Genomic DNA, 25,143 nt, shown 5'->3' on the forward strand with positions numbered 1-25,143 from the left:
GAGGACCCGTTCCGGGTCATCGGTATGCGATTGTGATGTCCCGCAGGACAGGCCCATCATGCCAGTGCGCACTGGGAACGGCAAGCACCCCGCAGCGACTCGCGCACGGAGCGGAGTACCAGCAGCCAGAGGCCGGAGGCCCCGACCTCCAGGCACCCAGGCGCGCCGTCGACTACGCGAGCTCCTGGCGCGGGTAGATCACCTTCTGCACGATGATGATGACCGATGCCGCTGCCGGCACGGCCACGAGCGCACCGAGCACTCCGCCGATCGTCGCACCCGCGACTGCGGCGATCACCACGAGGGCACCGGGCACCTGCACGGCACGCGACATGATGCGGGGCGAGATGACGTACGCCTCGACCTGCATGTACACGAGGTAGTAGACGGCCGCGGCGAGGGCGGTCGCCGGCGAGGCGAACAGGCAGAGCAGCGAGATCAGGACCGCGGCGCCGAGCGTGCCGACGAGCGGGATGAGCGACCCGAGGAACGCGAACGACGCGAGCAGCACGGGCAGCGGCGCGCCGATGACGAGCAGCCAGATAATGCTGAGCACGCCGTTGATGCCGGCCTGGGTGATCTGCCCGACGACGTACCGGCCGACCGAGGAGGTGACCTGTTCGCTGACCTCGACGAAGTTCTCGCGACGGGACGCCGGCACGAACCGGTACGCCATGGTCTTCAGCCCACGCATCGACGCGAGGAAGTACAGCATCAGGATGATGACGATGAGCGCCCCGGTCAGGCCGGACAGGATGCCGCTGCCGACCGCCAGGATCCCGCCCCCGAGCGAAAGCAGGTTGCCCGGGTTCTCGACGAAGGTCTGCACCGACTCGAGCGCGTGGTCGACGTCGAACGACCCCTCGAACTGACGCGAGAGGTCCTGCACCCACCTCTGCCGGGAGATGTCACCGACGATCTCCGGGAAGTTCTGCACCAGGTTCGTCGCCTGCTCGACCAGGATCGGCACGATCGCGAACACGACACCGACGAACGCCCCGAGCACGGCCACGACGACGATCAGGATGGCCGACCACCGCGGGATGTAGCGCTCGAGCAGGTTCACGAGCGGGTCGAGGCCCAGCGCGATGAACAGGGCGACGCCGATGTAGACGAGGACCGTGCTCAGTTCGCGGACGAGCGAACCGGCGAGCAGTGCGACGAGCACTCCGATCGCGCCCATGAACCCGAGGCGGAACGCGTTGACGCGCACCCCGGTGCCCGCTCGGCTGACCTCGAACGTCACGTTCGGGGTCGGCCCGGGGCTGTGGTGCTCGGGAGGGCGCTTCTTCGACGGCAGGTGCACGTAGGGCGGGCGGGACTTGAACCCGCGAATCGTTCGGTTATGAGCCGACTGCCTTGACCAGCTTGGCTACCGCCCCTCGGGGCCAGCGGCCACCGGTTCCCCACGATACAACGCCTCGAACGTGGAGAGCGTGCGGTTGATGTCGTGTGCCTCGATCATCGTCAGGCTGCGCTCCCGCATCGCCATGTACTCGTCGTCCGGGGCGGTGAGCACCGTGGTCAGCTTGGCCGCGAGATCGTGCTCGTTCCCGGGCGTGAACAGTGCCCCGTTGCCGTCGATCAGGTGCGGCAACGCCATCGCGTCGGCGGCGACGACGGGCAGACCGGATGCCATCGCCTCGAGCGAGGAGATGCTCTGCAGTTCGGCGGTCGACGGCATCACGAAGACGGTGCCCTCGGTGAGCGTGCGCAGCTTGACCTCGTCGGACACGAACCCGAGGAAGCGCACCCGGTCCTCGACCCCGAGTTCCTGGGCGAGCGCGGTGAGCTTCGGGATCATGTCGCCGTCGCCGACCACCGTGAAGCGGGCGTCGAGCGAGGCCGGTAGGAGCGGCAGCGCCCGGATGACGACGTCGAGGTTCTTCTCGGGCGCGACCCGGCCGACGAAGACGATCTCGTTGCCGGTCGGACGACCGCTCGCCGCCGTGTAGCGGGAGGCGTCGACGCCGCACGAGATCGCGAGCACGGGCTGCCCGGCGATCGCGTCGCGGAGGTAGTCGGCAGCGAGCTCGGTCGGCGTGGTGATCGCCTCGGCGAGCCGGTAGGTCTTCGCCGCGTCCCGCCAGGCGACCTTGAGCGCAATGGGCGTCGTGCGCTTGCCGAAGGGTGTGTACTCGAGCAGGTTCTCGGGCATGAAGTGGTTCGTACCGATGATCCGGATGCCACGGTCGTGCGCCTCGCGGGCGACGCCGCGACCGACGACGATGTGCGACTGGATGTGCACCACGTCGGGCTGCAGCGCGTCGATGACGGGCGCGGTGTGCTTGCGGACGGTCCACGGCCACGCGAACCGGTACCAGGCGTGCGCCGGCCAGCGGTACGAGGCCAGGCGGTGCACCGTGAGGGTGACGCCCCGGTACTCCTCGTCGAAGGACCCGTGGTGCGTCCGGTTCCAGGACGGTGCGATGACGTGGACCTCGTGCCCGCGCTCGGCGAGCCCGACCGCGAGCTCCTCGGTGAAGGTCGCGGCTCCGTTGACGTCGGGGGCGAAGGTGTCGGCGGCGATGAGCACCCGCAGCGGCCGTCGCCCTCCGGTGGCGGCCGTGGTGTCGGTCGTCTCGGTCGTGGCGTCTGCTGACACGGCGGGTGTCGTCCTCTCGTCGTGGTGGCCGGCACGCGCACGCGTCGCGCGTCGGCCTGGTCGGTTCGGAACGCTACCGCACCCCTCCGGCCGCCCGCCTCCGCCGCGCGGCGGACCCCGGTCATCCTGTGGGACGGCCCGGCATGACCGGCGGGATCGGCGGGATCGGCAGGATCGGCGGCGCCGGGCCGCACCGGTCGCCTCCCCGTGTGGACGGACGTTCGCGACGTGCCGGACGGGAGGCGCGCCTCCCGTCCGTCGTCAGCGTCGCGTGTCGGGGTGGTGCTTCGCGAGCAGGAAGACGCCGGTCACGGCGATCGCGCCGGCGACGAGGAAGCCGACGCCGGCGCCGACGGGCGCCCCGGCAGCCTCGTCGAGGACGACCACGCCGATGCCGACCGCGACGATCGGGTCGACGACGGTGAGACCCGCGATGACCAGGTCGGCGGACCCGCTCGAGTAGGCGTTCTGCACGAAGTACGCGCCGACGGCCGACGCGACGACGACGCCGACGATGGCGAACACCGTCACCCAGTCGAAGGTGCCGTTCACGATCCGGTTGAGCGTGACCTTCGCGAGCGTCGCGACGAACCCGTAGAGCACGCCGGCGCCGATGATGTAGTACAGGGCGTTCCGGTGCTTCGCGACGATCCGGAACGACACCGCGACGAGCGCCAGGACGACCGCGAGCACGACCAGGACGGTGATGAGCTGTCCGCGGCCGATCGCGCTCTCGCGCCCGTACAGCGCGGCGATGAGGACGAAGAGGCCGACACCGCCGATGCACGTCCAGACCGCCCGTCTGGCCTGGGCGCCGAGCGGGACGCCGCTGCTCCGCGACGAGAACCACGTCGTGACGACGAGGGCGACGGCGCCGAGGGGCTGGACGACGATGAGCGGCGCGTAGGTGATGCTGACCAGCTGCAGGACGATCGCGGCGCCGAGCATGAGCGTGCCGAGCACCCAGTTGCCGCTGCCGAGCAGGGCGAGGACGTGCCGCACGGACAGGCCGGTCGACTGCTGTCCGAGTCGGGCCTCGACGCGCTGGACCCCCCGGCTCTGGAACTGCGCACCGAGCGAGAGGAACACCGCGCCGATGAGGGCCACGGGGATCATCAGCGCCGCGAACGGGGTCAGGTTCTGCACCGCGTCGGGGATCGGCAGGTCCGGTGTCACGCGTCGAGGCTATCCGACCCGCGCGGATACCCTGGGAACATGCCCGTCCTGCCGATCCGGATCACCGGTGAACCCGTCCTGCACACCCCCGCGACCGAGGTGACCGTCTTCGACGACGCCCTCCGCTCGCTCGTCGCCGACATGTACGAGACGATGGACCTCGCTCCCGGGGTCGGCCTCGCGGGTCCGCAGGTCGGCGTCGACAAGCGCCTGTTCGTCTACTCGTGGACGGACGACGACGACGTCCTGTGGCGAGGTGTCGCGGTCAACCCGGTGCTCTGGGCCACTCCCCCACTGCCCGAGTCCGTCGAGGAGCTCGACGAGGACGACGAGTCCGAGGGCTGCCTCTCCGTGCCGGGCGAGCGCTACCCGCTCCGTCGCTCCGAGGGCGTCCTGCTCCGCGCGGTGGACGAGCACGGCGAGCCGTTCGAGATCGAGGCGCACGGCTGGCTCGCCCGGGTCTTCCAGCACGAGTACGACCACCTGGACGGGTTGCTCTACGTCGACCGGCTCGTGCACCCCTACGCGAAGCAGGCGCTCAAGGCCGTGCGGAAGAACAGCTGGGGCGGACCGGGCAAGTCCTGGCTGCCGGGCCGCGACCACCCCGAGGGCTGACGCCCGCCCATCCCGTGGTGGCTGGCGCCCGCCCATCCCGTGGTGGCTGGCGCCGACCCACCCCGTGGTGGCTAGCGCCCACCCCCCCCGGGTGGCTGCTGCGCGCCGGAGGGCTGCTGCTGCGCGCCGGAGGGCTGCTGCTGCGCGCCAGCGGGTGCGCAGCGTACGGACGAGCGCGAGTCGCTGGTCAGCGCCGGTAGACCGTCAACGCGTCGCGGAGCCGGTCGATCTCCGGGTGTCCCGGGCAGTACCGCTCGAGCCCGGCGGCGACGTTCGCCTGCTCCCGGCTCCGCACCGGCGTCGTCCACGGTGCGGTCCCGCTGACGGCGCACCCCTCCGCCAGTTCCGCGAGGGTCGCGTCGCCGGCGGCGGCGTCGAGGGCGGACTGCTGCTGCCGTGACGGCTGCGTGCCGGTGATGGGCGCCGCCGTGCACGAGGTGCGGCCGTCCTCCCACACCGCGGCGGAGGTCGTGTACGTCTCGGTCGCGGACCCGTCGCCGACCGAGCAGGTGAAGGTGAAGACGACGGGCGACGACCCGGACGGCCCCGACGACTCGGAGACGCCTGCGCCCCCTGTGGGCTCGTCCGCCTCGGCACGGTCGGCCGGGTCCGCGAAGGACGAGCAGCCGGTGAGCACGGTCAGGGCCACCGCGGACGCCAGCGCGGCGACGATGGTCGCGGAGCGGCGGGGACGACGAGGCACCTGTGGACGTTAACAGCTTCCGGCGGGTCCCCGCCTGTGGAAGCGCACCACGGAGCCCACGAACCGCAGCGACGCGCGTCGCCGTGCACCGCGTGGCGCGGGGCCCCACGACGCGAGCCTGCCCGGCCCGAGCTGGCCCACGACCCGAGCTGCCCCACAACGCAAGAGGCCCCCACCCCGAAGGGTGAGGGCCTGTCGCTCCCCGAGTTGGACTCGAACCAACAACCTGCCGGTTAACAGCCGGCTGCTCTGCCAATTGAGCTATCGAGGATCACTGTCCGCTTGAACAGCAGGTGAAACTGTAGCAGACCCCTGCACGACTGCCGGACATCGGCCGTGCATCCCGGGCGTGCCGCCCTCGGGCACCACCCCGCAGGCGTGAATCAGTACCCCGCCGCCGGGTCGACGACCCCGACGAAGCCGGTGCCGTTGCCGCGCAGGAAGGCCCGCACGTTCGCGCCCACCCGCTCCGCCAGCAGCGGCGCGACCATCTCGGGGGTGTCGGCCTGGTGCGGCGTGACGAGCACGCCCGGCTCGTCCCACAGCGGGTGCCCGTCCGGCAGCGGCTCGGGGTCGGTAACGTCGAGCCCCGCCGCGGCGATCGCCCCGGAGCGCAGCGCCTCGAGCAGCGCGCCCGTGTCGACGAGCCCCCCGCGGGCGATGTTCACGAGCCGGGCGTGGTCGGGCATGATCGCGAACTGACGGGCGCCGAGCAGCCCCGACGTCCCCGTGGTCATGGCCGCGGCCACGACGACGACGTCCGCGTCCGCCAGGACCTCGTCGAGCCGGTCGGTCGTGACGGTGCGCTCGGCTCCCGTGACGGCCTCGGCGGACCGGCGCACGACGGTCACCCGGACGTCGAACGGGGCGACGAGCCGCAGGTACTCGAGGGCGATGCCGCCCGCACCGATGAGGACGATGTGCCGCCCGTAGAGCGACACGCCCTCCGGCTCGCGGGACCACGTCGTGGTGCGAGCTCGCTTCTGCAGCACGCGGAGGGTCGCCAGGGTGAGGGCGAGCGCGTGCTCGGCGACGGGTTCGGCGTAGGCGCCCTTCGCCGAGGTGAACAGCACCCGGTCCCCGTGCTCGGCGATGAGGTGGGCGAACGCGTCGACGCCGGCGAACGGCAGCTGCACCCAGCTCACCGTCGGGGCCGTCCGCAGCGCCTCCTGCAGGCCGTCCGGGTCGCTCGCGTCGAGCCAGACGATGCCACGCGTGTCCTCGCCGAGCGGGGCGAGGGTCCCCCCGGCCGAGCGGACCGCGTCCTCGTGCAGGGCGGTGGGCGTCGGCAGGATCGTCACCGCGCCGGCAGCCGGGGCGTCGACGGGCAGGGGTCGGCCCGCGTCGGTGACGACCGCTCGGTGTCCGCGGGGCTGCTGCTGGTCGTTCGTGGTCATGCTTGTCGCACTCCTCCTCGGCCGGCGGCCACCGGCTTGCGCTTCACCGGGCGCGACGCCGTCGCCGCGAGGGTCCGGACGTACGGGTCGACCGGGTTGTCGAGCACCTCGTCGAACGTCCCGAGGCCGACGAGCCGTCCCTCGCTCATCACGGCGACGCGGTCCGCCAGGGCGCGTGCCTCGCGCAGGTCGCTGGAGACGACGACGGCCGAGAACTGCCGGTGCCGCTGCAGTCCGGCCAGGGCCTCGAGCACGGACTGTCGGACGAGCACGTCGACGCCGCGCGCCGGTTCGTCGGCCACGAGCAGGCGCGGCTCGAGGACGAGCGCCCGGGCCAGTGCGACGCGCTGCCGCTGCCCGCTCGAGAGCTCCCACGTGTTCAGCCGGAGGATGCCGAGGGGCAGGTGCACCGCGTCGACGAGGCGCGCGACGATCAGCCCGGCCTCCTTGCGGTCGAACCGGCGGTCGCGCGCGTAGATGGGTTCGGCGATGGCCTCGCCGACGAGCAGGTCGGGTCGGAGGCGGTCGGCCCCGTCCTGCGGCAGGTACCCGATCTGGCCGGTGAGCCGCGCGTACCGCCGCGAGGACGGTCGGATGCGACGGACCGGTTGGCCGAGCACGGTGAGCTCGCCGCCGACGATGCGGCGACGGTGCGCACCCTCGCCCTCGCCGTGGGTGCCGAGCTGCCCGGCGATCGCGGCCGCGAACGTCGACTTGCCGGAGCCGGACTCACCGAGCACGGCGAGGATCTCCCCCCAGCCGAGCGTCAGGCTCACGCCGTCGACGGCGCGGACGGGGCTGCTGACGGCGCCGCCCCGGTACTCGATGCTGACGTCGTCCGCGACGACGGCCGGACCGTTCTCCCCGGTCATGGAACCCCTTCTCCTGCCGCGTGCGCCCTGCCGCGGTCACCTGGAAGGAGGCCCGGCCACCTCGTCCGCGCGACGTGCGTCGCGGACGGGGGCCGGGCCTCCTGGCTGGTCGGGCCTGCCGACGGTCGTGACCGTCGGGTCAGGACCCGGCCTGCTCCAGTCGCTCCAGCGTACGCCGTCGCTCGGCCTGCTCCTCCGGGTCGGGCACCGGCAGCGAGGCCAGCAGCCGCTGCGTGTACGGGTGCTGCGGCGCCCCGAGGACCTGCGCGGTGGTGCCGGTCTCGACCAGGTCGCCGCGGTACAGCACCGCGATCCGGTCGGACAGCGCACCGACGACGGCCAGGTCGTGGCTGATGAACAGCGACGCGAAGCCGAAGTCCTGCTGCAGCTCGAGGAAGAGCTCCAGCACGCGGGCCTGCACCGACACGTCGAGCGCACTGGTCGGCTCGTCCGCGATGAGCAGCTTCGGCCGGAGCGCGAGCGACCGGGCGAGCGAGGCACGCTGCCGCTGCCCGCCGGAGAGCTCGTGCGGGTAGCGGTCGCCGTAGGCGGCGGGGAGCTGCACGGCCTCCATGAGCTCGTCCACCTGCTTGCGGGCCGCTCGCGGCGACGAGGCCACCCCGTGCACGACGAGCGGCTCAGCGACGCACTCGGCGATGGTCAGCAGCGGGTTGAACGAGGTCGCCGGGTCCTGGAAGACGAACCCGATGTCCTTCCGGAGCCGCTTGAAGTCACGCTCCTTGTAGCCGAGCATCTCGGTGCCGAGCACGTTCAGCGATCCGCCGGTGATCTTCGTCAGGCCGGCGATCGCGCGACCGATGGTGGTCTTGCCGGAGCCGGACTCCCCCACCAGGCCGAGGACCTCGCCCGGCCGGATCGCCAGGTCGACGCCCTTCACCGCACGGAAGGCGGGCGAGCCGAGGCGTCCCGGGTACTCGATCTCGAGGCCGCGGGCCTCGACGACGGGCGCGACGTCCTGTGTGATGGCCGCGCGTCGGGCGTCACCGGTCGACGCCTCGAGTCGGGGCACCGCGGCGAGCAGCCGCTTCGTGTAGTCGGCCTGCGGCGCCGCGAAGAGCTGGTGCACCGGCGCTTCCTCGACGATCTCGCCCTGGTACATCACCGCGACCCGGTCGGCGAGGTCGGCCACGACGCCCATGTTGTGCGTGATGACGACGATCGCCGCACCGAACTCGTCGCGGCACCGGCGGAGCAGGTCGAGGATCTCGGCCTGCACGGTGACGTCGAGCGCGGTGGTCGGCTCGTCCGCGATGATGACGCTCGGCTCGAGGGCCAGCGCGCTCGCGATGACGACGCGCTGCTTCTGCCCGCCGGAGAACTGGTGCGGGTAGTGGTCGACGCGGGTCTCGGGGGCGGGGATGCCGACGCGGCCGAGGTAGTCGATCGCCTTGGCGCGCGCCTCCTTCTTCGACATGCCGCCGTGCGCCCGGAGGCCCTCGGCGATCTGCCACCCCACCGTGAAGACCGGGTTGAGGGCCGTCGACGGCTCCTGGAAGACCATCGCGCCGGCCGTGCCCCGCAGGTCACGGAGCTTCTGCGAGCCCACCGACACGACGTCGGTGCCGTCGAGCAGCACCGCGCCGCCGAGGGTCGCGGTCTCCGGCATGAGCCGGAGCATGCTCCGCGCCGTCACGGACTTGCCGGACCCGGACTCGCCGACCAGGGCGAGCACCTCGCCCGGGCGGACGTCGAGGCTGACGCCCTTCACCGCGTCGACGGCGCCGCCGTCGGTCGCGAAGGTGACGGTCAGGTCGTCGACGACGACCACCGGGTCGGCCGCCGTGCGGCCGGTGCCGGACTGGAGGCCCGAGGGGACGCCGCTCATGAGCCCGCTCCTTCCGTCGTGGCCGCCGCGCGCCGCGTGGAGACCAGCTGCTTCAGCCGACGACGCGCACGGAGACGCGGGTCGGAGATGTCGTTGAGGCTCTCGCCGATGAACGTCACGCCGAGGACGAGCAGCACGATCGCGACGCCCGGGAAGACGCCCGTCCACCAGACGCCGCTCGCGACGTCGGACAGCGCGCGGCTCAGGTCGTAGCCCCACTCCGCACCCTGGGTCGGGCCGATTCCGAACCCGAGGAAGCCGAGGCCGGCCAGGGTCAGGACGGCATCGCTGGCGTTGAGCGTGAGGATGAGCGGCAGCGACCGGGTGGAGTTCCGGAGCACGTGCCGGGTCATGATGCGCCACGGGTTCGTGCCGATGACCCGCGCGGACTCGACGAACGCGTCGTTCTTCAGCCGCACGGCCTCGGCGCGGACCACGCGGAAGTACTGCGGGATGTAGACGACCGTGATCGAGATGGCCGCCGCGATGATGCCGCCCCAGTAGGTCGATCGACCACCGGAGACGACGATCGAGACGACGATCGCGAGCAGGAGCGAGGGGAACGCGTAGATCGCGTCCGCGATCACGACGAGGATCCGGTCGAGCCAGCCGCCGACGTAGCCGGAGACCATGCCGAGCAGGACGCCGATCGTGATCGACACGATGACCGCGACGATGACGACGAGCACGGCGGTCCGGGTCCCGAAGAGCACGCGGCTGAACACGTCGAGCCCACCGACGGTCGTGCCCCAGATGTGCTCGGCGCTCGGTGCCGCGGTGCGGGGGAAGTTCGTGCCGTCGGCGCCCTGCTGCTGGCCGAAGCCGTACGGGGCGAGGAGCGGGGCGAACACCGCGACGAGCAGGAACAGGGCGCAGATGACCACGCCCACGATGAGCATGGCGCGCTGCCAGCCCGTGCTGCGACGGAGCTGGACGACGACGGGCAACCGCTTCCACAGTGGCTCGTGGCGGTCGACGAGGGTGATGTCGGACATCGTCAGAACCTCACTCTCGGGTCGATGAGCGCCGCGATGACGTCGACGACGAAGTTCGTGACGGCGACGATCACCGCCAGCATCGCGACGATGCCCTGCACCGCGACGAAGTCACGGGCGGACAGGTACTGGTTGAGCTCGAAGCCCAGGCCGCGCCAGCCGAACGTCGTCTCGGTGAGCACCGAGCCGCCGAGCAGCATCGCGATCTGCAGCCCCATGACGGTGATGATCGGGACCAGCGCCGGCCGGAACGCGTGCGTCCGGACCAGGCGGGACTCGCGCACGCCGCGGGAGCGTGCCGCGTCGACGTACTCGGAGCCGAGCGAGCCGATCATGTTCGCGCGGACCAGGCGGAGGAAGATGCCCGCGGTGAGCAGGCCGAGCGTCAGCGCCGGGAGCACGGCGTGCTGGAGCACGTCGCTGATGATCTGCCCGTTGCCGGTCCGGATCGCGTCGATGAGGTAGATGCCGGTGGGGTTCTCGATGCGGTCGAGGATGAGCTGCGCACGGGTCGACGCGCGGTCGCCGAGGGGCAGCCAGCCGAGCCAGACGGAGAACACGAGCTTGAGGAGCAGACCGCCGAAGAACACCGGGGTCGCGTAGGTCAGGATCGCGAGCGCGCGGAGGAGCACGTCGGGCCACTTGTCGCGCAGGTAGGCGGCGAGCATGCCGAGCGGGATGCCGAGCACGAGGGCGACGATGAGCGCGTAGAAGACGAGCTCAGCGGTGGCGCCGCCGTACTGCAGGATGATCTCGGTGACGGGCCGGTTGTCGGTCGACGTCGTGCCGAAGTCCCCGCGGACGATCTGGCCGAGGTACTCGAGGTACTGCACGATGACCGGCCGGTCGTACCCGGCGGCGTGCAGGCGTTCCTGCAGCTGCGTCGGGGTGAGCCGGCCGCCGACCGAGGCGGTAATCGGGTTCCCGACGACGCGCATCAGGAAGAAGACGAGCGTCACCAGGATGAACACCGTCGGGAAGATGAGGAGGAAGCGGACGAGGACGTACCGACCGAGTCCGCCGCCGCCACTGGCACGTCGCTGTGCCTGTGGCTTCGTGGGCTCCGTGTCGATCGCCTCTGGGTTCGTGAGGGTCACGGGGGTGGGTGCCTTTCGCATGACGCGACCGGGGGTGCCCCTGGTGGGAGCACCCCCGGTCGTCCGTCTGGTTACTTGGTGATGGTCCCGTAGCGGAACTTGAACGAGGCGTCGAGGGTGACACCCTTGACGTCCTTGCCGGCGACGGCCACCGACTTGCCCTGCAGGAGCGGGAGGGTCGAGATCTGCTCGGCCTCACGCTGCTGGGCCTTCTCGATGATCTCGGCGCGCTTGTCGGCGTCCGACTCCTCCTGCTCGTCGGCGATCAGACCCTGGATGGTCGGGTCGTCGTAGTGGTTCTGCACGAAGTTGTCCTTCGTGAAGAACGGCGAGAGGTAGTTGTCGGCGTCCGAGAAGTCCGGGAACCAACCGAGCTGGTACAGCGGGTAGGCGTCCTTGGTGCGCTCGACCGCGTAGGTCGTGTAGACCGTCGACTGGATGTTGACGGTGAACAGGCCCGAGTCCTCGAGCTGCGTCTTCAGGGTGGCGTACTCGTCGTCCGAGGCCGAGCCGTAGTGGTCCGGCGAGTACTGGATGTCGAGCTCGATCTTGCCCGAGACACCGGCGTCGGCCAGGGTCTTCTTCGCCTTGTCGACGTCCGGGGCGCCGTTGCCGTCACCGTAGAGCGACTTGAACGGCGTCGCGGCACCCGTCAGGCCGTCCGGCACCATCGAGTAGACCGGCGTGTAGGTGTCGTTGTAGACCTCCTTGGCGAGCTCGTCGCGGTCGACGACGTCCGCGACGGCCTGGCGCACGGCGAGGGCCTTGGCCTCGTCGGCGTCGTCCTGGCCGGTGCCGAAGGGCTGCGTCTTGAAGTTGAAGACCACGTAGCGGATTTCACCACCGGGGCCGTCGATGACCTGCAGCTTGTCGTCCTTGCGGAGCGACGAGATGTCGGTCGGGGTCAGCGAGCGGTACGCCACGTCGACGTCGCCCTGCTGCACCGCGAGCTTGAGGTCGGTCTCCTTGGTGAAGTACTGGGCGGTGACGTCCTTGGTCTTCGCCTTCTCGAGGACGCCGTCGTACTTCGAGTTCGCCTGGTAGGCGATGAGGTCGTTCTCCTTGTAGGAGGTGATCGTGTACTGGCCGGCGAACGCCTTGCCCTTGACGATGTCGTCGGCGCTGGTGAGCTCGGTGGCCGAGAAGACGTCCTCGTCGACGATCGGACCGGCGGGGCTCGAGAGCACCTGCGGCCAGGTCTGGTCGGCGTGGTCGAGGTGGAACACGACGGTGGTGTCGTCCGGGGTGTCGATGCTCTTGAGGTTCGCGAGCAGCGACCACGGGCCGTTGTCGTTCTTGATCTTCAGGTCACGCTCGAACGAGAACTTGACGTCGCTCGAGGTCAGCGCGTTGCCGTTCGCGAACTCGAGGCCCTTCTTGAGCGTCACCTCGTACGTGGTCGGGTCCGTGAACTCGCCCTTCGTGGCGATGTCCGGCTCGACGTCCGGGCTGCCCGTCGGGGTGTTCATGAGGAACGGGAAGACCTGGTTCTGCACGGCGAACGAGCCGTTGTCGTACGAGCCGGCCGGGTCCAGCGACGTGATCTTGTCGGTCGTGCCGATGATCAGGCCGTCCAGGTCGCCGGAGCCGCCGCTGGTGCCGCCTGCGCAGCCGGTGAGCACGAGCGCGGTCACTGCCGCGCCGGCGCCCAGCGCGAGGGTGCGCTTGCCCCATGTGGGAACGGATGCCATGTCCGATTGCCTCTCTGATGTGGTTGCAGGAGTCCTGGGACCGAGGTGGAACGGGCTGTGACCGGTCGCAGGGACGTTCAATGGTCACACCCTGCCAGACAACGGACGGCTCCGGGAGCGGATTGTTTACACCGCTGTAACGCACGATCGCGTCGCACGGGGCAGCATCGGGGGCAGTGTGCCCGGCGCGGCGCGCAGCTTCGTTGCGCCCGCGGCGGGATGTTGCGTGCGGCAACTCCGCGTCGTACGGGGCATCCCGGCAGGCTGGAGCACCGGCGTCGAGCGCCGGTGGCGGGTCGGTCGTCAGGCGCCGGGGGTGTCCGCGCGGAGGCGCATCCGCTGCCCGTCGAGGTCGACCAGCTGCCGCTGCACATCTGCCCGGCGCTCCTGGTCGGACGGGTCGGTGCGCTGCAGCTGCCCGAGGAGGGACGCCTTGCGGGCGAGCAGGTCGCGCTCGACCAGGGCCACGACGATGCCGCGGCAGTAGATCGCGAGGTCCTCGTCGGAACGGGCCGGGATCGGTGCCAGCGCGAGCTCCTGCACGAGGGACCGGAACGGCGCGGGGACGTCGCCGAGCAGCTTGTCGAGCCACGCCCGGTCGCCGACCGCGTCGATGTTCGCCACGACGGCGTCCCGCACGACCGACAGCATCCGCGCCGAGAACGTCGCCGACGCGGCGAGGCCGAGCAGCGGCACGCCGACCGACTGCGGCTGCTGGACCATCGCCATCACGGCGTCGCGCTCCATCCGGGCGATCGGGTCGTCGGGCAGCGAGCGGAGGCTCGCCTGCGGCTCCTCGGGCACGCTCGGCCCGTCGCCCTGGCCGGTGTGCCCGCCACCGGGACCGGCGTGGCCACCGCTGGACGAGCCTCCGGACCGACCGTCGTGCCCGGCGTCCGTGGAACGCCGACGCGCTGCGGCGACCGCGCGACGGACGTCCTCGATGTCCATGCCGAGCCAGCCCGCCGTGTTGCGGATGTACCCGTCGGCGAGTGCGCGGTCGCGGATCTCCGAGATGACCGGTGCGGACTCGCGCAGCCCGGCGACGCGGCCCTCCACGGTGTCGAGGTCGTGCCCGTCGAGCCGCCGACGGATCATGAACTCGAACATCGGGCGCCGGTTCTCGACCAGGCGCCGGATCGCGTCGTCACCACGGGCCAGGCGCAGGTCGCACGGGTCGAGTCCGCCCGGCGCGACCGCGACGTAGGTCTGGGAGGCGAAGCGCTGCTCCTCGGTGAAGGCACGGGAGGCGGCCCGCTGCCCGGCTTCGTCGGGGTCGAAGGTGAAGACGATCTGGCCGAGCTGGGACACGTGCTGCGCGGCCGAGTCGCCGAGCATCGGACGCAGGACCTTGATGTGGTCGACACCGAAGGACGTGCCGCACGTGGCCACCGCAGTCGTGATGCCGGCGAGGTGGCACGCCATGACGTCGGTGTAGCCCTCGACGATGACGACCTGCTTGCCCTTGGCGATCTCCTTGCGGGCGAGGTCGATCCCGTAGAGCACCTGGCTCTTGTGGTAGATGGGCGTCTCGGGGGTGTTCAGGTACTTCGGGCCCTTGTCGTCCTCGAGCAGGCGGCGGGCACCGAACCCGATCGTCGCCCCGGTGACGTCGCGGATGGGCCACATGAGTCGTCCGCGGAACCGGTCGTACGGGGACCGGTCACCCTGGCTGACGAGCCCGGCTGCGACGATCTCGTCGACGCTGAAGCCGCGGCCCCGCAGGTGGTCCTTGAGGGCGTCGAACGACTTCGGGGCGAAGCCGACGCCGAAGTGCTGGGCCGCGGCCGGGTCGAAGCCCCGCTCCCCCAGGAACCGGCGCGCTGGCTCGGCGGCAGCCGTGGTGAGCTGCGCCGTGAAGAACGACTGCGCCGCCTCGTTCGCGGCGATGAGCCGGGCGCGGGCGTTGTAGTCGGTGCGCGGCCCGTCGCCCTCCTCGTAGTGGAGCGTGAAGCCGATCTTCGCGGCCATCCGCTCGACGGCTTCCTGGAAGGTCGTGTGGTCCTGCGACATGAGGAAGCTGAAGACGTCGCCGTCCTCGCCGCAGCCGAAGCAGTGGTACCGACCGACCTGGGGGCGGACGTGGAACGACGGGGTGCGCTCGTCGTGGAAGGGGCAGAGGCCCTTGAGCGACCCGACGCCGGCCGACTTCAGGGTGACGTAGTCGCCGACCACGTCGGCGATGTTCACGCGCGCGCGGACCTCGTCGATGTCGTTCCGCGCGATCAGGCCTGCCACCCGACGATTCTAGTTCGGCGGGCCGACGCCGATCGACCGGTGTGGACGAGCCGACCCGTCGGAGCGGTCAGACGGCGACGTGGACGGGTTCGCGCTCCCCGACGACCAGCCGCTTGTGCCAGGCGATCGCGCCCTGGTCGGTGAGGCTCGCGACCTGGTCGACCACGGCACGCAGGCGTCCCTGGTCGTCGGTCGCGGCGCGCCAGTCGGCGGCGAAACCGGGCTCGAGCGCCGAGTCCTCGCGGGCGGCCAGCGTGTCGAGCAGCTCGGTCAGCACGCGGCGCTGGTCCTCGTAGACGGGCTGCCGGTCGCCCTGCGTCATGACGAAGGCGGCGACGATGCCCTTGAGGACCGCGATCTCGCCGATGATCTCGGGCGGGGTCACGACGCTCGCGGCGAACCGGACGAGGGAGCCCGAAGCGTACGACTCGCGTGTCGCGGTCGTCGCGGTACGGGCGAACCGGCCGATGAGCTGGCTCGTCAGGTTCTTCAGGCGTGCCTGGTCCTGCCGGGAGCCGTCGTACGAGGTCATCCAGAGCGACATCCCACGCAGGCGGTCGAACGCGTCCAGCAGCTCGTCACGGCTCAGGTCGTCGCCGACCCAGGCGTGCATGGCGGAGACGATGTCGTTCTCGCCGACGCGGTCCCCCAGGGCGGCGACGTCGATGAAGCCCGCGACGACGGCGTCCTCGAAGTCGTGCACCGAGTACGCGATGTCGTCGGACAGGTCCATGACCTGCGCCTCGATGCAGCGCTGCCGACGGGGAGCGCCGGCGCGGAGCCAGGCGAAGGCCTCGTGGTCGTCGTCGTAGAAGCCGAACTTCGTGCGCCCGGACGACGCCTCGCCCACGCCCTGCGACGCCGGCCACGGGTACTTGCAGCTGGCGTCGAGGGAGGCGCGGGTCAGGTTGAGCCCGTACGCCCGGCCGTCGTCGCCGTACACCTTCGGCTCGAGGCGGGTGAGCAGTCGGAGGGTCTGCGCGTTGCCCTCGAACCCGCCGATGCCCGCGGCCCAGGCGTTGACCGCGGTCTCGCCGTTGTGGCCGAACGGCGGGTGCCCGATGTCGTGCGCCAGGCACGCGGTGTCGACGACGTCCGGGTCGAGGCCCAGGCTGTCGGCGAGCTCGCGGCCGACCTGCGCGACCTCGAGCGAGTGCGTCAGCCGGTTCCGGGCGAAGTCGAGCCCCGTCGTCGGGCTGAGGACCTGGGTCTTGGCGGCCAGGCGTCGCAGCGCGCTCGAGTGCAGCAGTCGGGCGCGGTCACGGGCGAAGTCGCTGCGCCGGTTGCCGTGCTGCTCGGGGAACCACCGGTCGGCGTCGGCCGGCCCGTACGACGAGGTGGCGCTCATCCGCCGCTGTGGTGCATCTCGGCGGCCGCCAGGACCTTGCGGAACTCGGCGTCGACGTCGCGACTCTCGAGCCAGCGGTCGGGCAGGGCGGTGCGCTTCGCGTGTCCGGCACGACCACGGGGGCCCTCGACGTCGGCGCCCGGGTACGGTGCGCTCCAGTCGAGCTTGCCGAGCAGGTCGTCGATCTCCTGCAGGCTGGACGCCATCGCGAGCCCGGACCGGACCTCGCCACCGATCGGGTACCCCTTGAAGTACCAGGCCACGTGCTTCCGGACGTCCCGGCAGCCGTGCTCCTCGGACTCGAAGAACTCGACGAGCAGTTCGGCATGCCGACGGAACGCCACCGCGACGTCGCCGAGGCTCGGGGCAGCGCGGAGGTCCTCGCCCCGGAACGCCGCGGCCAGGTCGCCGAAGAGCCACGGCCGACCGAGGCAGCCGCGCCCGACGACGACCCCGTCGCAGCCGGTCTCGTCGACCATGCGCAGGGCGTCGGCGGCGGACCAGATGTCGCCGTTGCCGAGGACCGGGATGTCGGTGACGGTCTCCTTGAGCGTCGCGATCGCCGACCAGTCCGCCTGGCCCGAGTAGTGCTCGTTCGCGGTGCGGGCGTGCAGTGCGACGCTCGCGACGCCGGCGTCCCGGGCGATCTTCGCCGCGTCGAGGTACGTCAGGTGGTCGCCGTCGATGCCCTTGCGCATCTTGACGGTGACCGGGACGTCGCCGGCGGCCGCGACGGTCTTCGTGACGAGGTCGCGGAACAGGTCGAGCTTCCAGGGCAGGGCCGCGCCGCCGCCCTTCCGGGTGACCTTGGGCACCGGGCACCCGAAGTTGAGGTCGATGTGGTCGGCGCGGTCCTCACCCACCAGGATCGTGGCGGCCTCGGCGACGGTGTTCGGCTCGACGCCGTACAGCTGGATCGACCGCGGGGTCTCGGACTCGTGGTGCCGGATGAGCCGCATGGACTCCGGCGTGCGCTCCACCAGGGCCCGGGAGGTGATCATCTCGCACACGTACAGGCCGGCGCCGTACTCACGGCAGAGCCGGCGGTACGCCATGTTCGTGATGCCGGCCATCGGGGCGAGCACGACGGGCGCATCGACCTGGATCGGGCCGATGCGCAGTGGTGCTGCTGCAGCTTGTGTCATCGTCATACCGTCCTCATCCTCCCACGTCGTCGCCCGCGGGTAGCGTTCTCCACATGACCGATCCGGATGCCGTCTCCCGCTTCGACGCCGACGCCGCTGCACGGGGACTCGACGTGCAGGTGGTCGAACGTCCCGCCGCCGACTCGCTCGAGGGCGCCGCGGCCCTGCTCGGCATCGACCGCGGTGACGTCGTGAAGACACTCGTCGTGAAGCGGCACGACGGCGGGTTCCTGCTGGCACTCGTCCCCGGCGGCCGGAGCATCGCGTGGAAGAAGCTCCGGACCGTCGTCGGCGTCAACAAGCTGTCGATGCCCGACGCGGCCACCGCGCTCGAGGCCAGCGGATACGAACGCGGCACCATCACCCCGATCGGCGCGACGGGTGATCTGCCGGTGTACGCCGACGAGCGGGTGCTCGGGCGTCGGGTCGCCCTCGGAGCCGGCCGGCACGGCGCGAGCGCCTTCGTCGAGGCCGACGCGCTCGTCGCGGCGTACGGCGCGACCGTCGCCGACATCACCGACGAGGAGCCGGCCCGCCCCTAAGGAGCGTCGCGCCCCGTCGCGCACGTCGCGCCGGTCGCGCCCCGCTCCGCACGTCGCGCCCCGTCGGAACAGGGCGCGATGTGCGGAAACGGGCGTGACGCCGCAAACGCCGAGTGCGAACCGGGGCGCGACGCCGCGGGCGCCGTCAGTCGGGGACCTCGGACCAGTCCCCCTCGGCGCCCGGCACGAAGCACGAGTCGCCCTCGCAGACGGGGGCACCGCCGGGGGTGACGAGCGTCAGGAGGGCCGGTCGCGCCTCCGGACCGGCCGGGAGGCCCGTCCCACCGACCACGGAAGCCGTCGCGCCCGTCACCGGGTCACGCCCGCATCCGCTGCCGCGTCCTCGGCGGCGCGCTGCGCCGACGCGGCCACGTCCTCGGGGGTGGCGTCGCGGAGTGCGACCACCTGGCGGAGGACCTGCTCGAACGCGGCCGGGTCCTGCGCACCCGAGACGCCGTACTTGCCGTCGATGACGAAGAACGGGACGCCGTTGATGCCGTACGCCTGCGCCTGGGCCTGGTCGGCGCGGACCGCCGGGAGCTGGCTGTCGTCGCGGAGAGTGGTGAGGACCTCGTCGCGGTCGAGTCCGACCTCGGCGGCGAGGTCGGCGAGCGACTCGTCCTGCCCGACGTGCTCGCCCCGCTCGAAGTAGGCGGTGAAGAGCCGCTCGACCATCTCGCGCTGCTTGCCGTGCTGCTTGGCGACGTGGATCACCTGGTGCGCCTTGACGGTGTTCGTGTGCCGGAGGGCGTCGTAGTCGTAGTGCAGGTCGACCTGGGCGGCGATGCCGGCGACCTGGTCGATCATCTGCTGCGCCTGCGCCACCGGGAGGCCCTTGTGCTGCGAGAGGAACTCGGCCTCGGTGCCCTCGAAGTCGACGGGGGTGTCCGGGCTCAGCTCGAAGGAGTGGTACTCGACCTCGACCGGGCCGCCGAACGCGGAGACGCCCGCCTCGAACTTGCGCTTGCCGATGTAGCACCAGGGGCAGGCGATGTCCGACCAGACATCGACCTTCACGGAGTCGTTCATGCTGGTCCCAACGCCCGTGCGGTGCGGGCATTCCCGGTGCCGCGGGCGCGAGGCGTCCGCGGCACCGGCACCGGCACCGGCACCGGCACCGGCACCGGCCGACGCTACGCGCCGAGCAGTCGCTCGGCCAGGTACCCCTGCAGACGGTCGAGCGACACGCGCTCCTGGCCCATCGTGTCGCGCTCGCGCACCGTGACGGCCTTGTCGTCGAGCGTGTCGAAGTCGACCGTGATGCAGAACGGGGTGCCGATCTCGTCGTGGCGACGGTAGCGCCGACCGATCGCACCGGCGTCGTCGAAGTCGACGTTCCAGTTGCGGCGCAGGTCGTCGGCCAGGCCGCGGGCGACCGGGGAGAGCTGCTCGTTGCGCGACAGCGGGAGGACCGCGGCCTTGACCGGTGCCAGACGCGGGTCGAGGCGTAGCACCGTGCGCTTGTCGACGCCGCCCTTCGCGTTCGGGGCCTCGTCCTCGTGGTACGAGTCGAGCAGGAACGCCATGAGGGCGCGGGTCAGACCGAACGACGGCTCGATGACGTACGGGACGTACTTCTCGTTCGCGGCCTGGTCGAAGTACCGGAGGTCCTGCCCGGACGCCTCGATGTGGTTCTTGAGGTCGAAGTCCGTGCGGTTCGCGACACCCATGAGCTCGCCCCACTCGGTGCCCGCGAACCCGAAGCGGTACTCGATGTCGGCGGTGGCGTCCGAGTAGTGCGCCCGCTCGCCGTCCGGCACGTCGAAGCGACGCAGGTTCTCCGGGTCGATGCCGAGGTCGGTGTAGAACGCGACGGCGTCGGCGATCCACTGCTCGTAGTGCTCCTCGGCCGAGGCCGGCGGCACGAAGTACTCGATCTCCATCTGCTCGAACTCACGCGTGCGGAAGATGAAGTTGCCCGGCGTGATCTCGTTGCGGAACGCCTTGCCGACCTGACCGATGCCGAACGGAGGCTTCATGCGGCTGGTCGTGACGACCTGGGCGAAGTCGACGAAGATGCCCTGCGCGGTCTCGGGACGGAGGAAGTTCAGCCCCTCCTCGGACTCGACCGGGCCGAGGTAGGTCTTGAGCATGCCGGAGAACTCGCGGGGCTCGGTCCACTCGCCGCGGGTGCCGCAGTTCGGGCACGCGACCTCCGCCATGCCGCCCTCGGGAGCGCGGCCCTTCTTCGCCGTGAACGCCTCGAGCAGGTGGTCCTCGCGGAAGCGGTGGTGGCAGTGCAGGCACTCGACGAGCGGGTCGGTGAAGGTCGCGACGTGCCCCGAGGCCTCCCACACCTTGCGGGGCAGGATGACGGCCGAGTCCAGGCCGACCATGTCGCCGCGGCCGCGGACGAACCGCTGCCACCACTGGCGCTTGATGTTCTCCTTGAGCTCGACGCCGAGGGGCCCGTAGTCCCACGCGGAGCGGGATCCGCCGTAGATCTCCCCCGACTGGAAGACGAAGCCACGGCGCTTGGCCAGGGCGATGACGCTGTCGAGACGGGAGGGCTGTGCCAAGAGGGGCTCCTGTGTTCGCCGAGCTGGGTGCTCGGTGTGCGGGCGGACCCGGCAATGCTAGCGGCCCGGGAGGCCCGGCTCGGCTCCGTCGACCACGCTCACCGTGCCGACGCGGTCGCGTCCACCCCCGCCAACGCCGCCGCCACGTCGCGCACGTCCCGCTCGTCGTTCCAGTGGTGGAACGCGATGCGGAGCCGCCCGGCCCGCCCCGAGGCGGTCAGCCCCGCCGCGGTGAGGGCCCGGAGTGCCGCCCCGTCGGCGTCGGGGAAGGTGACGATCGCCTGTCCGTCCCCTTGCCGGGGCGAGCCGAGCGCGTCGCACAGCCGGTCCGCGAGACCGGTGGCGTGCCTCCAGGCCGATCCCGGAGCCAGCGCGACCGCGTGCCGGAGGGCGGCGACGGCGCCGGGCCACGCCTGCCACGCCGGGGACACGTCGAAGCGGCGGGCGTCGGCGGCCAGGTGCATGATCGGTCCGTAGCAGGAGGACCAGACGTCCTCGCCCGCGTACCACCCGGCGTGGACGGGGCGGAGCCGCTCGAGCGCGGCGTCGGAGAACGTCGTGAAGACGACGCCGCGCGGTGCGCAGAGCCACTTGTAGGCGTGGGTGATGGTGACGTCGAAGGGTGCCGCCGAGACGGGGAGCACGCCGGCCGCCTGGGTGAGGTCGCAGAGCGTGAGCGCGCCGACCTGACGGGCGGCGGCGAGGACCGGCTCGGGGTCGGTGACGGTTCCGGTGGCGGACTGGACGGCGGACCAGACGACGAGGGCGGTGTCCGGGCCGACGGAGGCGGCGAGGCGGTCGAGGGGGACACTCCGGACCCGCACCCCGCGGTGCGCCTGCACGGTGAAGGGGAACACGACCGAGCTGAAGTCCGCGTCGGGGACAACGACCTCGGCCCCGTCGGGCAGGGCGGCGGCGACGACGGCGGCCATCACCGAGGTCTGCGAGCCCGTCGCGACCCGCGCTGCCGGAACCCCGACGAGGTCGGCGAACAGGGCGCGCCCCTCCTCGACGAGGGCGCCGTACCGTGCCGGCGAGGTCTCGGCACGCGACCACGCGTCGAGGTCGGCGCGCTGCGCGGCGAGGGTGCCGAGCGTGGGCAGCCCGGCCGTGCACGCCGCCAGGTAACCGTGACCGTCGGGGAAGGAGTCCATGCCGGACAGGTTCCTCCGCGCGGGGGCATCACACCAGGGGCGTTTGGTTGTGCCGTCGGTAACATCGTGTGATGGACGACATCGATCCGCAGCTGCTCCGGGTCCTGCGCGCGGTCGCCGACGGCGGGTCGATCACCCGGGCAGCGACTGCGCTCGGGTCGAGCCAGCCGGCGGTCAGCCAACTGCTCACCCGGGCCGAGCAGCGTCTCGGGCACGCGCTCGTCCTCCGCGGCGGACGTGGGGCGACGCTCACCCACGCCGGTCAGGTGCTCGCGGACCACGCCCTGCACGTGCAGGCGGCGCTGACGGCGGCGCGCGAGGACCTCGACGCGGTCGGCGGTCTCACTCGCGGCCGGGTCCGGCTCGCGGGCTTCCCGAGCGCGTCGTCCACCCTCGTGCCGGCGGTCCTGGCCCGGCTGGCGTCGACCGCGCCGAGCGTGGCGACCTCGTACGTCGAGGTCGAACCGCCCGAGGCCCTCGACCTGGTGCGGAGCGGCGAGGTCGACGTCGCCCTGACCTTCACGCACGTCGGGGACGACACGGGCGTCGATGCGGCGCTGCTCTCCCGACCGCTCGGACGGGACCCGCTCGCACTGGTCACCCCGCGGACCGGGGCGGCGAGCGGCGCGCGGACGGCGAGCGGAGCCGAGGCGGCGAGTGGACCCGGCGCGGCGCGCGGTGCCGGGCCGGCGAGTGGCGCCGGGCCGACCGGTGCGCCGACGTCTGCCACGGCGGGCCCGGTCGACCTGGCGGCGCTCCGCCACGCGCGCTGGATCGGCGGGTGCCCGCGCTGCCGGGGCCACCTGCTCGCGTCGTGCGCCGCCTCGGGCTTCACGCCGGACATCGTCCTCGAGACCGACAACGCCGCGGCCGTGGTCGGACTCGTCGCCGCGGGACTCGGGGTGGCGCTGCTCCCCCGGCTGGCACTCGTGACGACGGTGCTCCCGCCTCAGGTCGAGGTCGCGCCGGCCGACGACGACCTGGCGCGACGGGTGGAGGTCGTCGTGGCCCGGGGCGCCGAACGTGTGCCGAGCGTGCGGGCGACGCTCGAGGCCGTCCGGGCGGCGGCGCACCTGCTCGACGGGCCGCTCCCCGGGTGACGCTGTGCTACCCGCTCGGCGGGGCGTTGCCGGCCGCGCCCGCTCGACGGGCGCCGCCCGGCCAGTTCCTCGCTGGACGGGACGCTGCCCGGCCGCTCCCGGCTCAGGCTCCGGGCGCGCCCTCGGTCGCAGGCGCGCCTTCGGCCGCGGGCGCCTCCTCGGCCGTGGGCGTGTCCACCGCGCCGCCGTAGCGCCGGTCGCGGCTGGCGTACTCCTCGATCGCGCCCCACAGGTCGGTGCGCCGGAAGTCGGGCCACAGCCGGTCGAGGAACACCATCTCGGCGTAGGCGGACTGCCACAGCATGAAGTTCGACGTCCGCTGCTCGCCCGAGCTCCGGAGGAACAGGTCCACGTCGGGCAGCTCCGGCACGTACAGCCGCTTCGCGAGGGTCTTCTCGGTCACCTGGCTCGGCTTCAACCGGCCCGCGGCGACGTCGTCGGCGATGGACCGGACCGCGTCGGCGATCTCGTTCCGACCGCCGTAGTTCACGCACATCGTCAGCGTCAGGACGTCGTTGTCGGCCGTCATCGCCTCGGCGGTCTGCAGCTCGTCGATGACGCTCCGCCAGAGCCGCGGGGTGCGCCCGGCCCACCGGACACGGACGCCCCACTCGTGCAGCTGGTCCCGGCGGCGGCGGATGACGTCGCGGTTGAAGCCCATCAGGAAGCGCACCTCCTCCGGGGAGCGTTTCCAGTTCTCGGTCGAGAACGCGTACGCCGACACGTGCGTGACGCCGATCTGGATCGCGCCCGCGACGACGTCGAGCAGCGAGGCCTCGCCCGCCTTGTGCCCCTCGATCCGCGTGAGACCACGCTGGTTGGCCCAGCGGCCGTTGCCGTCCATGACGATCGCCACGTGCCCGGGGACGAACCGCTTCGGGATCGCCGGCGGGTGCTCGCCCGTCCAGTCGACCGGCAGGAACTCCCGGGGCTCGGCGGCGGGACGGCGAGGGCTCATGCGCGGGGTCCTTCGGGGTCGGGCCCTGCAGCGGGCACGGGAGGAGCGGGGACCGCCGTGACGGCCGCCGGCACGCCGCCGGGGCTCGGGGCCACGGGTGAGGGGTGCTCGGTGCGGTCGACGTGCGGCAGCGACCGCAGTGATCGTTCCAGGTGCCACTGTGCGTAGGCCGCGACCACGCCGGAGGCCCGTGATCTCGTCCGCTCGTCGGTCGCGTCGACCGTCCCCCAGTCCCCCGCCAGCAGCGACCCGAGGACGTCGAGCGTCGCCGGGTCCAGCCGTGGCGTGCCGGGAGGCGCGGCCGAGTCCGCCACCACCCCACCGAGCTGCACGACGAACGCCGAGTGCGGCCCGGGCTCCCCGGTGACCGCGCAGTCGCTGAACGACGGCGCCCATCCCGCGATGCTCATCGCCCGCAGCAGGTAGGAGTCGAGCGTCGCGCTCGGCTGGTGCTCGCCGCGGGACAGCGAGCGCAGCGCACCGACGAGCAGCAGGTACTGCTGGAGGCCTGCGTCCGCCTCACTCAGTCGGTCGGCCGTCTCGACCATCGCGCTGGCTGCCGTGTACGCGCCGTAGTCGGCCACGATGCGGGCACCGTACGCACCGAGGGACTCCGCCTGCGTGACGATGTCAAGCGACCGGCCCTCGTAGAACTGGGCGTCCACGACCATGAACGGTTCGAGCCGCGAGCCGAACTTCGAGGCGGTGCGCCGGACACCCTTCGCGACGGCCCGGATCTTGCCGTGCTGCCGGCTGAGCATCGTGACGATACGGTCGGCCTCACCGAGCTTGTGGGTGCGCAACACGACGCACTCGTCCCGGTACAGCGGCATGTGCCCAGTATCCCCCGCCCCGCCGACGCCTCCTGCCCCGCCAGCGCCGGGCCGCGCCGCGCCGCGCCGGGCCGGGCCGGGCCGGGACGGGCCGAGCCGCGCCGAGCGGAGCCGCGCCCGGTCGAGCCGAGCCGCGCCGCCCGCCGAGGTCGCACGACCCGCCGCAGGCCGATCCGCCAGGTCGCAGGAACTGCCGGAACGGCGCCCCCCGGACGGCAGAAGACGCGACCTCGACGACGGACGGGGCGGACGGGAGACACGCGGGTGTCCCCGCCCCGCGCCTCCCGTCCGCGAACAGCTCGGGCTGGG

General features: G+C 72.0%; 21 protein-coding genes and 2 tRNA genes. 3 read left to right on the forward strand and 20 right to left on the reverse strand.

Annotation, left to right across the window (positions count from 1 at the left end):
• Positions 1-172: 172 nt before the first annotated feature.
• From KM842_RS06280 to KM842_RS06295, 4 genes are all read right to left on the reverse strand, one after another.
• On the reverse strand, positions 173-1,246 hold the full coding sequence (locus tag KM842_RS06280) for an AI-2E family transporter (protein ID WP_253206277.1): 1,074 nt from the start codon (positions 1,244-1,246) through the stop codon (positions 173-175).
• Between the two features lie 61 nt (positions 1,247-1,307).
• Positions 1,308-1,382 (reverse strand) — tRNA-Ile (locus tag KM842_RS06285).
• Positions 1,373-2,605: a glycosyltransferase gene (locus KM842_RS06290; protein ID WP_216261609.1), complete on the reverse strand. Its 1,233-nt coding sequence runs from the start codon at positions 2,603-2,605 to the stop codon at positions 1,373-1,375. Before KM842_RS06290 ends, KM842_RS06285 begins: the two co-directional genes overlap by 10 nt.
• A gap of 261 nt (positions 2,606-2,866) precedes the next feature.
• Entirely contained in the window at positions 2,867-3,781 is a 915-nt protein-coding gene (locus KM842_RS06295) for a multidrug DMT transporter permease (protein WP_216261610.1), read from the reverse strand.
• A 39-nt stretch (positions 3,782-3,820) separates the two neighbouring features.
• Here KM842_RS06295 and def point away from each other — a divergent pair, with 39 nt between their 5' ends.
• Positions 3,821-4,396, forward strand: a complete 576-nt coding sequence (def, locus tag KM842_RS06300) for a peptide deformylase (protein WP_216261611.1) — start codon at positions 3,821-3,823, stop codon at positions 4,394-4,396.
• A gap of 187 nt (positions 4,397-4,583) precedes the next feature.
• Here def and KM842_RS06305 read toward each other — a convergent pair whose 3' ends face one another.
• The 11 genes from KM842_RS06305 to dusB form a co-directional block, all read right to left on the reverse strand.
• Positions 4,584-5,099, reverse strand: a complete 516-nt coding sequence (locus KM842_RS06305; protein ID WP_216261612.1) for a hypothetical protein — start codon at positions 5,097-5,099, stop codon at positions 4,584-4,586.
• A 198-nt stretch (positions 5,100-5,297) separates the two neighbouring features.
• Positions 5,298-5,370, reverse strand: a tRNA-Asn gene (locus KM842_RS06310).
• A gap of 112 nt (positions 5,371-5,482) precedes the next feature.
• Positions 5,483-6,496 carry a D-isomer specific 2-hydroxyacid dehydrogenase family protein gene (locus KM842_RS06315; RefSeq protein ID WP_216261613.1) on the reverse strand — a complete coding sequence of 338 codons (1,014 nt, stop codon included), beginning with the start codon at positions 6,494-6,496 and terminating at the stop codon, positions 5,483-5,485.
• Positions 6,493-7,368, reverse strand: a complete 876-nt coding sequence (locus tag KM842_RS06320; RefSeq protein ID WP_216261614.1) for an ATP-binding cassette domain-containing protein — start codon at positions 7,366-7,368, stop codon at positions 6,493-6,495. Before KM842_RS06320 ends, KM842_RS06315 begins: the two co-directional genes overlap by 4 nt.
• Before the next feature lie 139 nt (positions 7,369-7,507).
• Positions 7,508-9,214 carry an ABC transporter ATP-binding protein gene (locus KM842_RS06325; RefSeq protein WP_216261615.1) on the reverse strand — a complete coding sequence of 569 codons (1,707 nt, stop codon included), beginning with the start codon at positions 9,212-9,214 and terminating at the stop codon, positions 7,508-7,510.
• Positions 9,211-10,209: an ABC transporter permease gene (locus tag KM842_RS06330; RefSeq protein WP_216261616.1), complete on the reverse strand. Its 999-nt coding sequence runs from the start codon at positions 10,207-10,209 to the stop codon at positions 9,211-9,213. The genes KM842_RS06325 and KM842_RS06330 overlap by 4 nt, the downstream gene beginning before the upstream one ends.
• Before the next feature lie 2 nt (positions 10,210-10,211).
• Entirely contained in the window at positions 10,212-11,327 is a 1,116-nt protein-coding gene (locus KM842_RS06335; RefSeq protein WP_216261617.1) for an ABC transporter permease, read from the reverse strand.
• 50 nt (positions 11,328-11,377) lie between these two features.
• Positions 11,378-12,997 (reverse strand): ABC transporter substrate-binding protein, encoded by a 1,620-nt coding sequence (locus tag KM842_RS06340; protein ID WP_216261618.1) that lies wholly within the window; start codon positions 12,995-12,997, stop codon positions 11,378-11,380.
• Positions 12,998-13,300: 303 nt separating this feature from the next.
• Positions 13,301-15,235, reverse strand: coding sequence for a DNA primase (gene dnaG, locus KM842_RS06345; protein ID WP_216261619.1), 1,935 nt, complete (start codon positions 15,233-15,235; stop codon positions 13,301-13,303).
• Positions 15,236-15,302: 67 nt separating this feature from the next.
• The gene (locus KM842_RS06350) at positions 15,303-16,583 is read right to left on the reverse strand and encodes a deoxyguanosinetriphosphate triphosphohydrolase (protein WP_216261620.1); all 1,281 of its coding nucleotides are present in this window, start codon (positions 16,581-16,583) and stop codon (positions 15,303-15,305) included.
• Positions 16,580-17,734, reverse strand: a complete 1,155-nt coding sequence (dusB, locus tag KM842_RS06355; RefSeq protein ID WP_216261621.1) for a tRNA dihydrouridine synthase DusB — start codon at positions 17,732-17,734, stop codon at positions 16,580-16,582. The genes KM842_RS06350 and dusB overlap by 4 nt, the downstream gene beginning before the upstream one ends.
• Positions 17,735-17,781: 47 nt before the next feature.
• Here dusB and KM842_RS06360 point away from each other — a divergent pair, with 47 nt between their 5' ends.
• Positions 17,782-18,270 (forward strand): aminoacyl-tRNA deacylase, encoded by a 489-nt coding sequence (locus KM842_RS06360; RefSeq protein ID WP_216261622.1) that lies wholly within the window; start codon positions 17,782-17,784, stop codon positions 18,268-18,270.
• 309 nt (positions 18,271-18,579) lie between these two features.
• Here the strand turns inward: KM842_RS06360 and KM842_RS06365 are convergent, their stop codons facing one another.
• From KM842_RS06365 to KM842_RS06375, 3 genes are all read right to left on the reverse strand, one after another.
• Positions 18,580-19,299: a DsbA family oxidoreductase gene (locus KM842_RS06365; RefSeq protein ID WP_216261623.1), complete on the reverse strand. Its 720-nt coding sequence runs from the start codon at positions 19,297-19,299 to the stop codon at positions 18,580-18,582.
• Between the two features lie 104 nt (positions 19,300-19,403).
• Positions 19,404-20,789 (reverse strand): glycine--tRNA ligase, encoded by a 1,386-nt coding sequence (locus tag KM842_RS06370; protein ID WP_216261624.1) that lies wholly within the window; start codon positions 20,787-20,789, stop codon positions 19,404-19,406.
• A 98-nt stretch (positions 20,790-20,887) separates the two neighbouring features.
• Positions 20,888-21,943 (reverse strand): aminotransferase class V-fold PLP-dependent enzyme, encoded by a 1,056-nt coding sequence (locus KM842_RS06375; RefSeq protein ID WP_216261625.1) that lies wholly within the window; start codon positions 21,941-21,943, stop codon positions 20,888-20,890.
• Between the two features lie 71 nt (positions 21,944-22,014).
• Between KM842_RS06375 and KM842_RS06380 the strand changes: the two genes are divergently transcribed.
• Positions 22,015-23,043 (forward strand): LysR family transcriptional regulator, encoded by a 1,029-nt coding sequence (locus KM842_RS06380; RefSeq protein WP_216261626.1) that lies wholly within the window; start codon positions 22,015-22,017, stop codon positions 23,041-23,043.
• A 103-nt stretch (positions 23,044-23,146) separates the two neighbouring features.
• Here KM842_RS06380 and KM842_RS06385 read toward each other — a convergent pair whose 3' ends face one another.
• Positions 23,147-24,001: an isoprenyl transferase gene (locus KM842_RS06385; RefSeq protein ID WP_216261627.1), complete on the reverse strand. Its 855-nt coding sequence runs from the start codon at positions 23,999-24,001 to the stop codon at positions 23,147-23,149.
• Positions 23,998-24,834, reverse strand: a complete 837-nt coding sequence (gene recO, locus KM842_RS06390; RefSeq protein ID WP_216261628.1) for a DNA repair protein RecO — start codon at positions 24,832-24,834, stop codon at positions 23,998-24,000. The genes KM842_RS06385 and recO overlap by 4 nt, the downstream gene beginning before the upstream one ends.
• Between the last annotated feature and the right edge of the window lie 309 nt (positions 24,835-25,143).

This window comes from Curtobacterium sp. L6-1, assembly GCF_018885305.1.
Classification (GTDB): Bacteria; Actinomycetota; Actinomycetes; order Actinomycetales; family Microbacteriaceae; genus Curtobacterium; species Curtobacterium aetherium.

What these genes read in the sequence shown, in the direction of transcription:
- recO (WP_216261628.1), bottom strand. Translation starts at nt 24,834, where the DNA reads ATGCCGCTGTACCGGGACGAGTGCGTCGTGTTGCGCACCCACAAGCTC.
- def (WP_216261611.1), top strand. Translation starts at nt 3,821, where the DNA reads ATGCCCGTCCTGCCGATCCGGATCACCGGTGAACCCGTCCTGCACACC.
- KM842_RS06375 (WP_216261625.1), bottom strand. Translation starts at nt 21,943, where the DNA reads ATGGACTCCTTCCCCGACGGTCACGGTTACCTGGCGGCGTGCACGGCC.
- KM842_RS06315 (WP_216261613.1), bottom strand. Translation starts at nt 6,496, where the DNA reads ATGACCACGAACGACCAGCAGCAGCCCCGCGGACACCGAGCGGTCGTC.
- KM842_RS06320 (WP_216261614.1), bottom strand. Translation starts at nt 7,368, where the DNA reads ATGACCGGGGAGAACGGTCCGGCCGTCGTCGCGGACGACGTCAGCATC.
- KM842_RS06340 (WP_216261618.1), bottom strand. Translation starts at nt 12,997, where the DNA reads ATGGCATCCGTTCCCACATGGGGCAAGCGCACCCTCGCGCTGGGCGCC.
- KM842_RS06365 (WP_216261623.1), bottom strand. Translation starts at nt 19,299, where the DNA reads ATGAACGACTCCGTGAAGGTCGATGTCTGGTCGGACATCGCCTGCCCC.
- KM842_RS06335 (WP_216261617.1), bottom strand. Translation starts at nt 11,327, where the DNA reads ATGCGAAAGGCACCCACCCCCGTGACCCTCACGAACCCAGAGGCGATC.
- dusB (WP_216261621.1), bottom strand. Translation starts at nt 17,734, where the DNA reads ATGACGATGACACAAGCTGCAGCAGCACCACTGCGCATCGGCCCGATC.
- KM842_RS06380 (WP_216261626.1), top strand. Translation starts at nt 22,015, where the DNA reads ATGGACGACATCGATCCGCAGCTGCTCCGGGTCCTGCGCGCGGTCGCC.
- KM842_RS06350 (WP_216261620.1), bottom strand. Translation starts at nt 16,583, where the DNA reads ATGAGCGCCACCTCGTCGTACGGGCCGGCCGACGCCGACCGGTGGTTC.
- KM842_RS06330 (WP_216261616.1), bottom strand. Translation starts at nt 10,209, where the DNA reads ATGTCCGACATCACCCTCGTCGACCGCCACGAGCCACTGTGGAAGCGG.
- KM842_RS06360 (WP_216261622.1), top strand. Translation starts at nt 17,782, where the DNA reads ATGACCGATCCGGATGCCGTCTCCCGCTTCGACGCCGACGCCGCTGCA.
- KM842_RS06325 (WP_216261615.1), bottom strand. Translation starts at nt 9,214, where the DNA reads ATGAGCGGCGTCCCCTCGGGCCTCCAGTCCGGCACCGGCCGCACGGCG.
- KM842_RS06385 (WP_216261627.1), bottom strand. Translation starts at nt 24,001, where the DNA reads ATGAGCCCTCGCCGTCCCGCCGCCGAGCCCCGGGAGTTCCTGCCGGTC.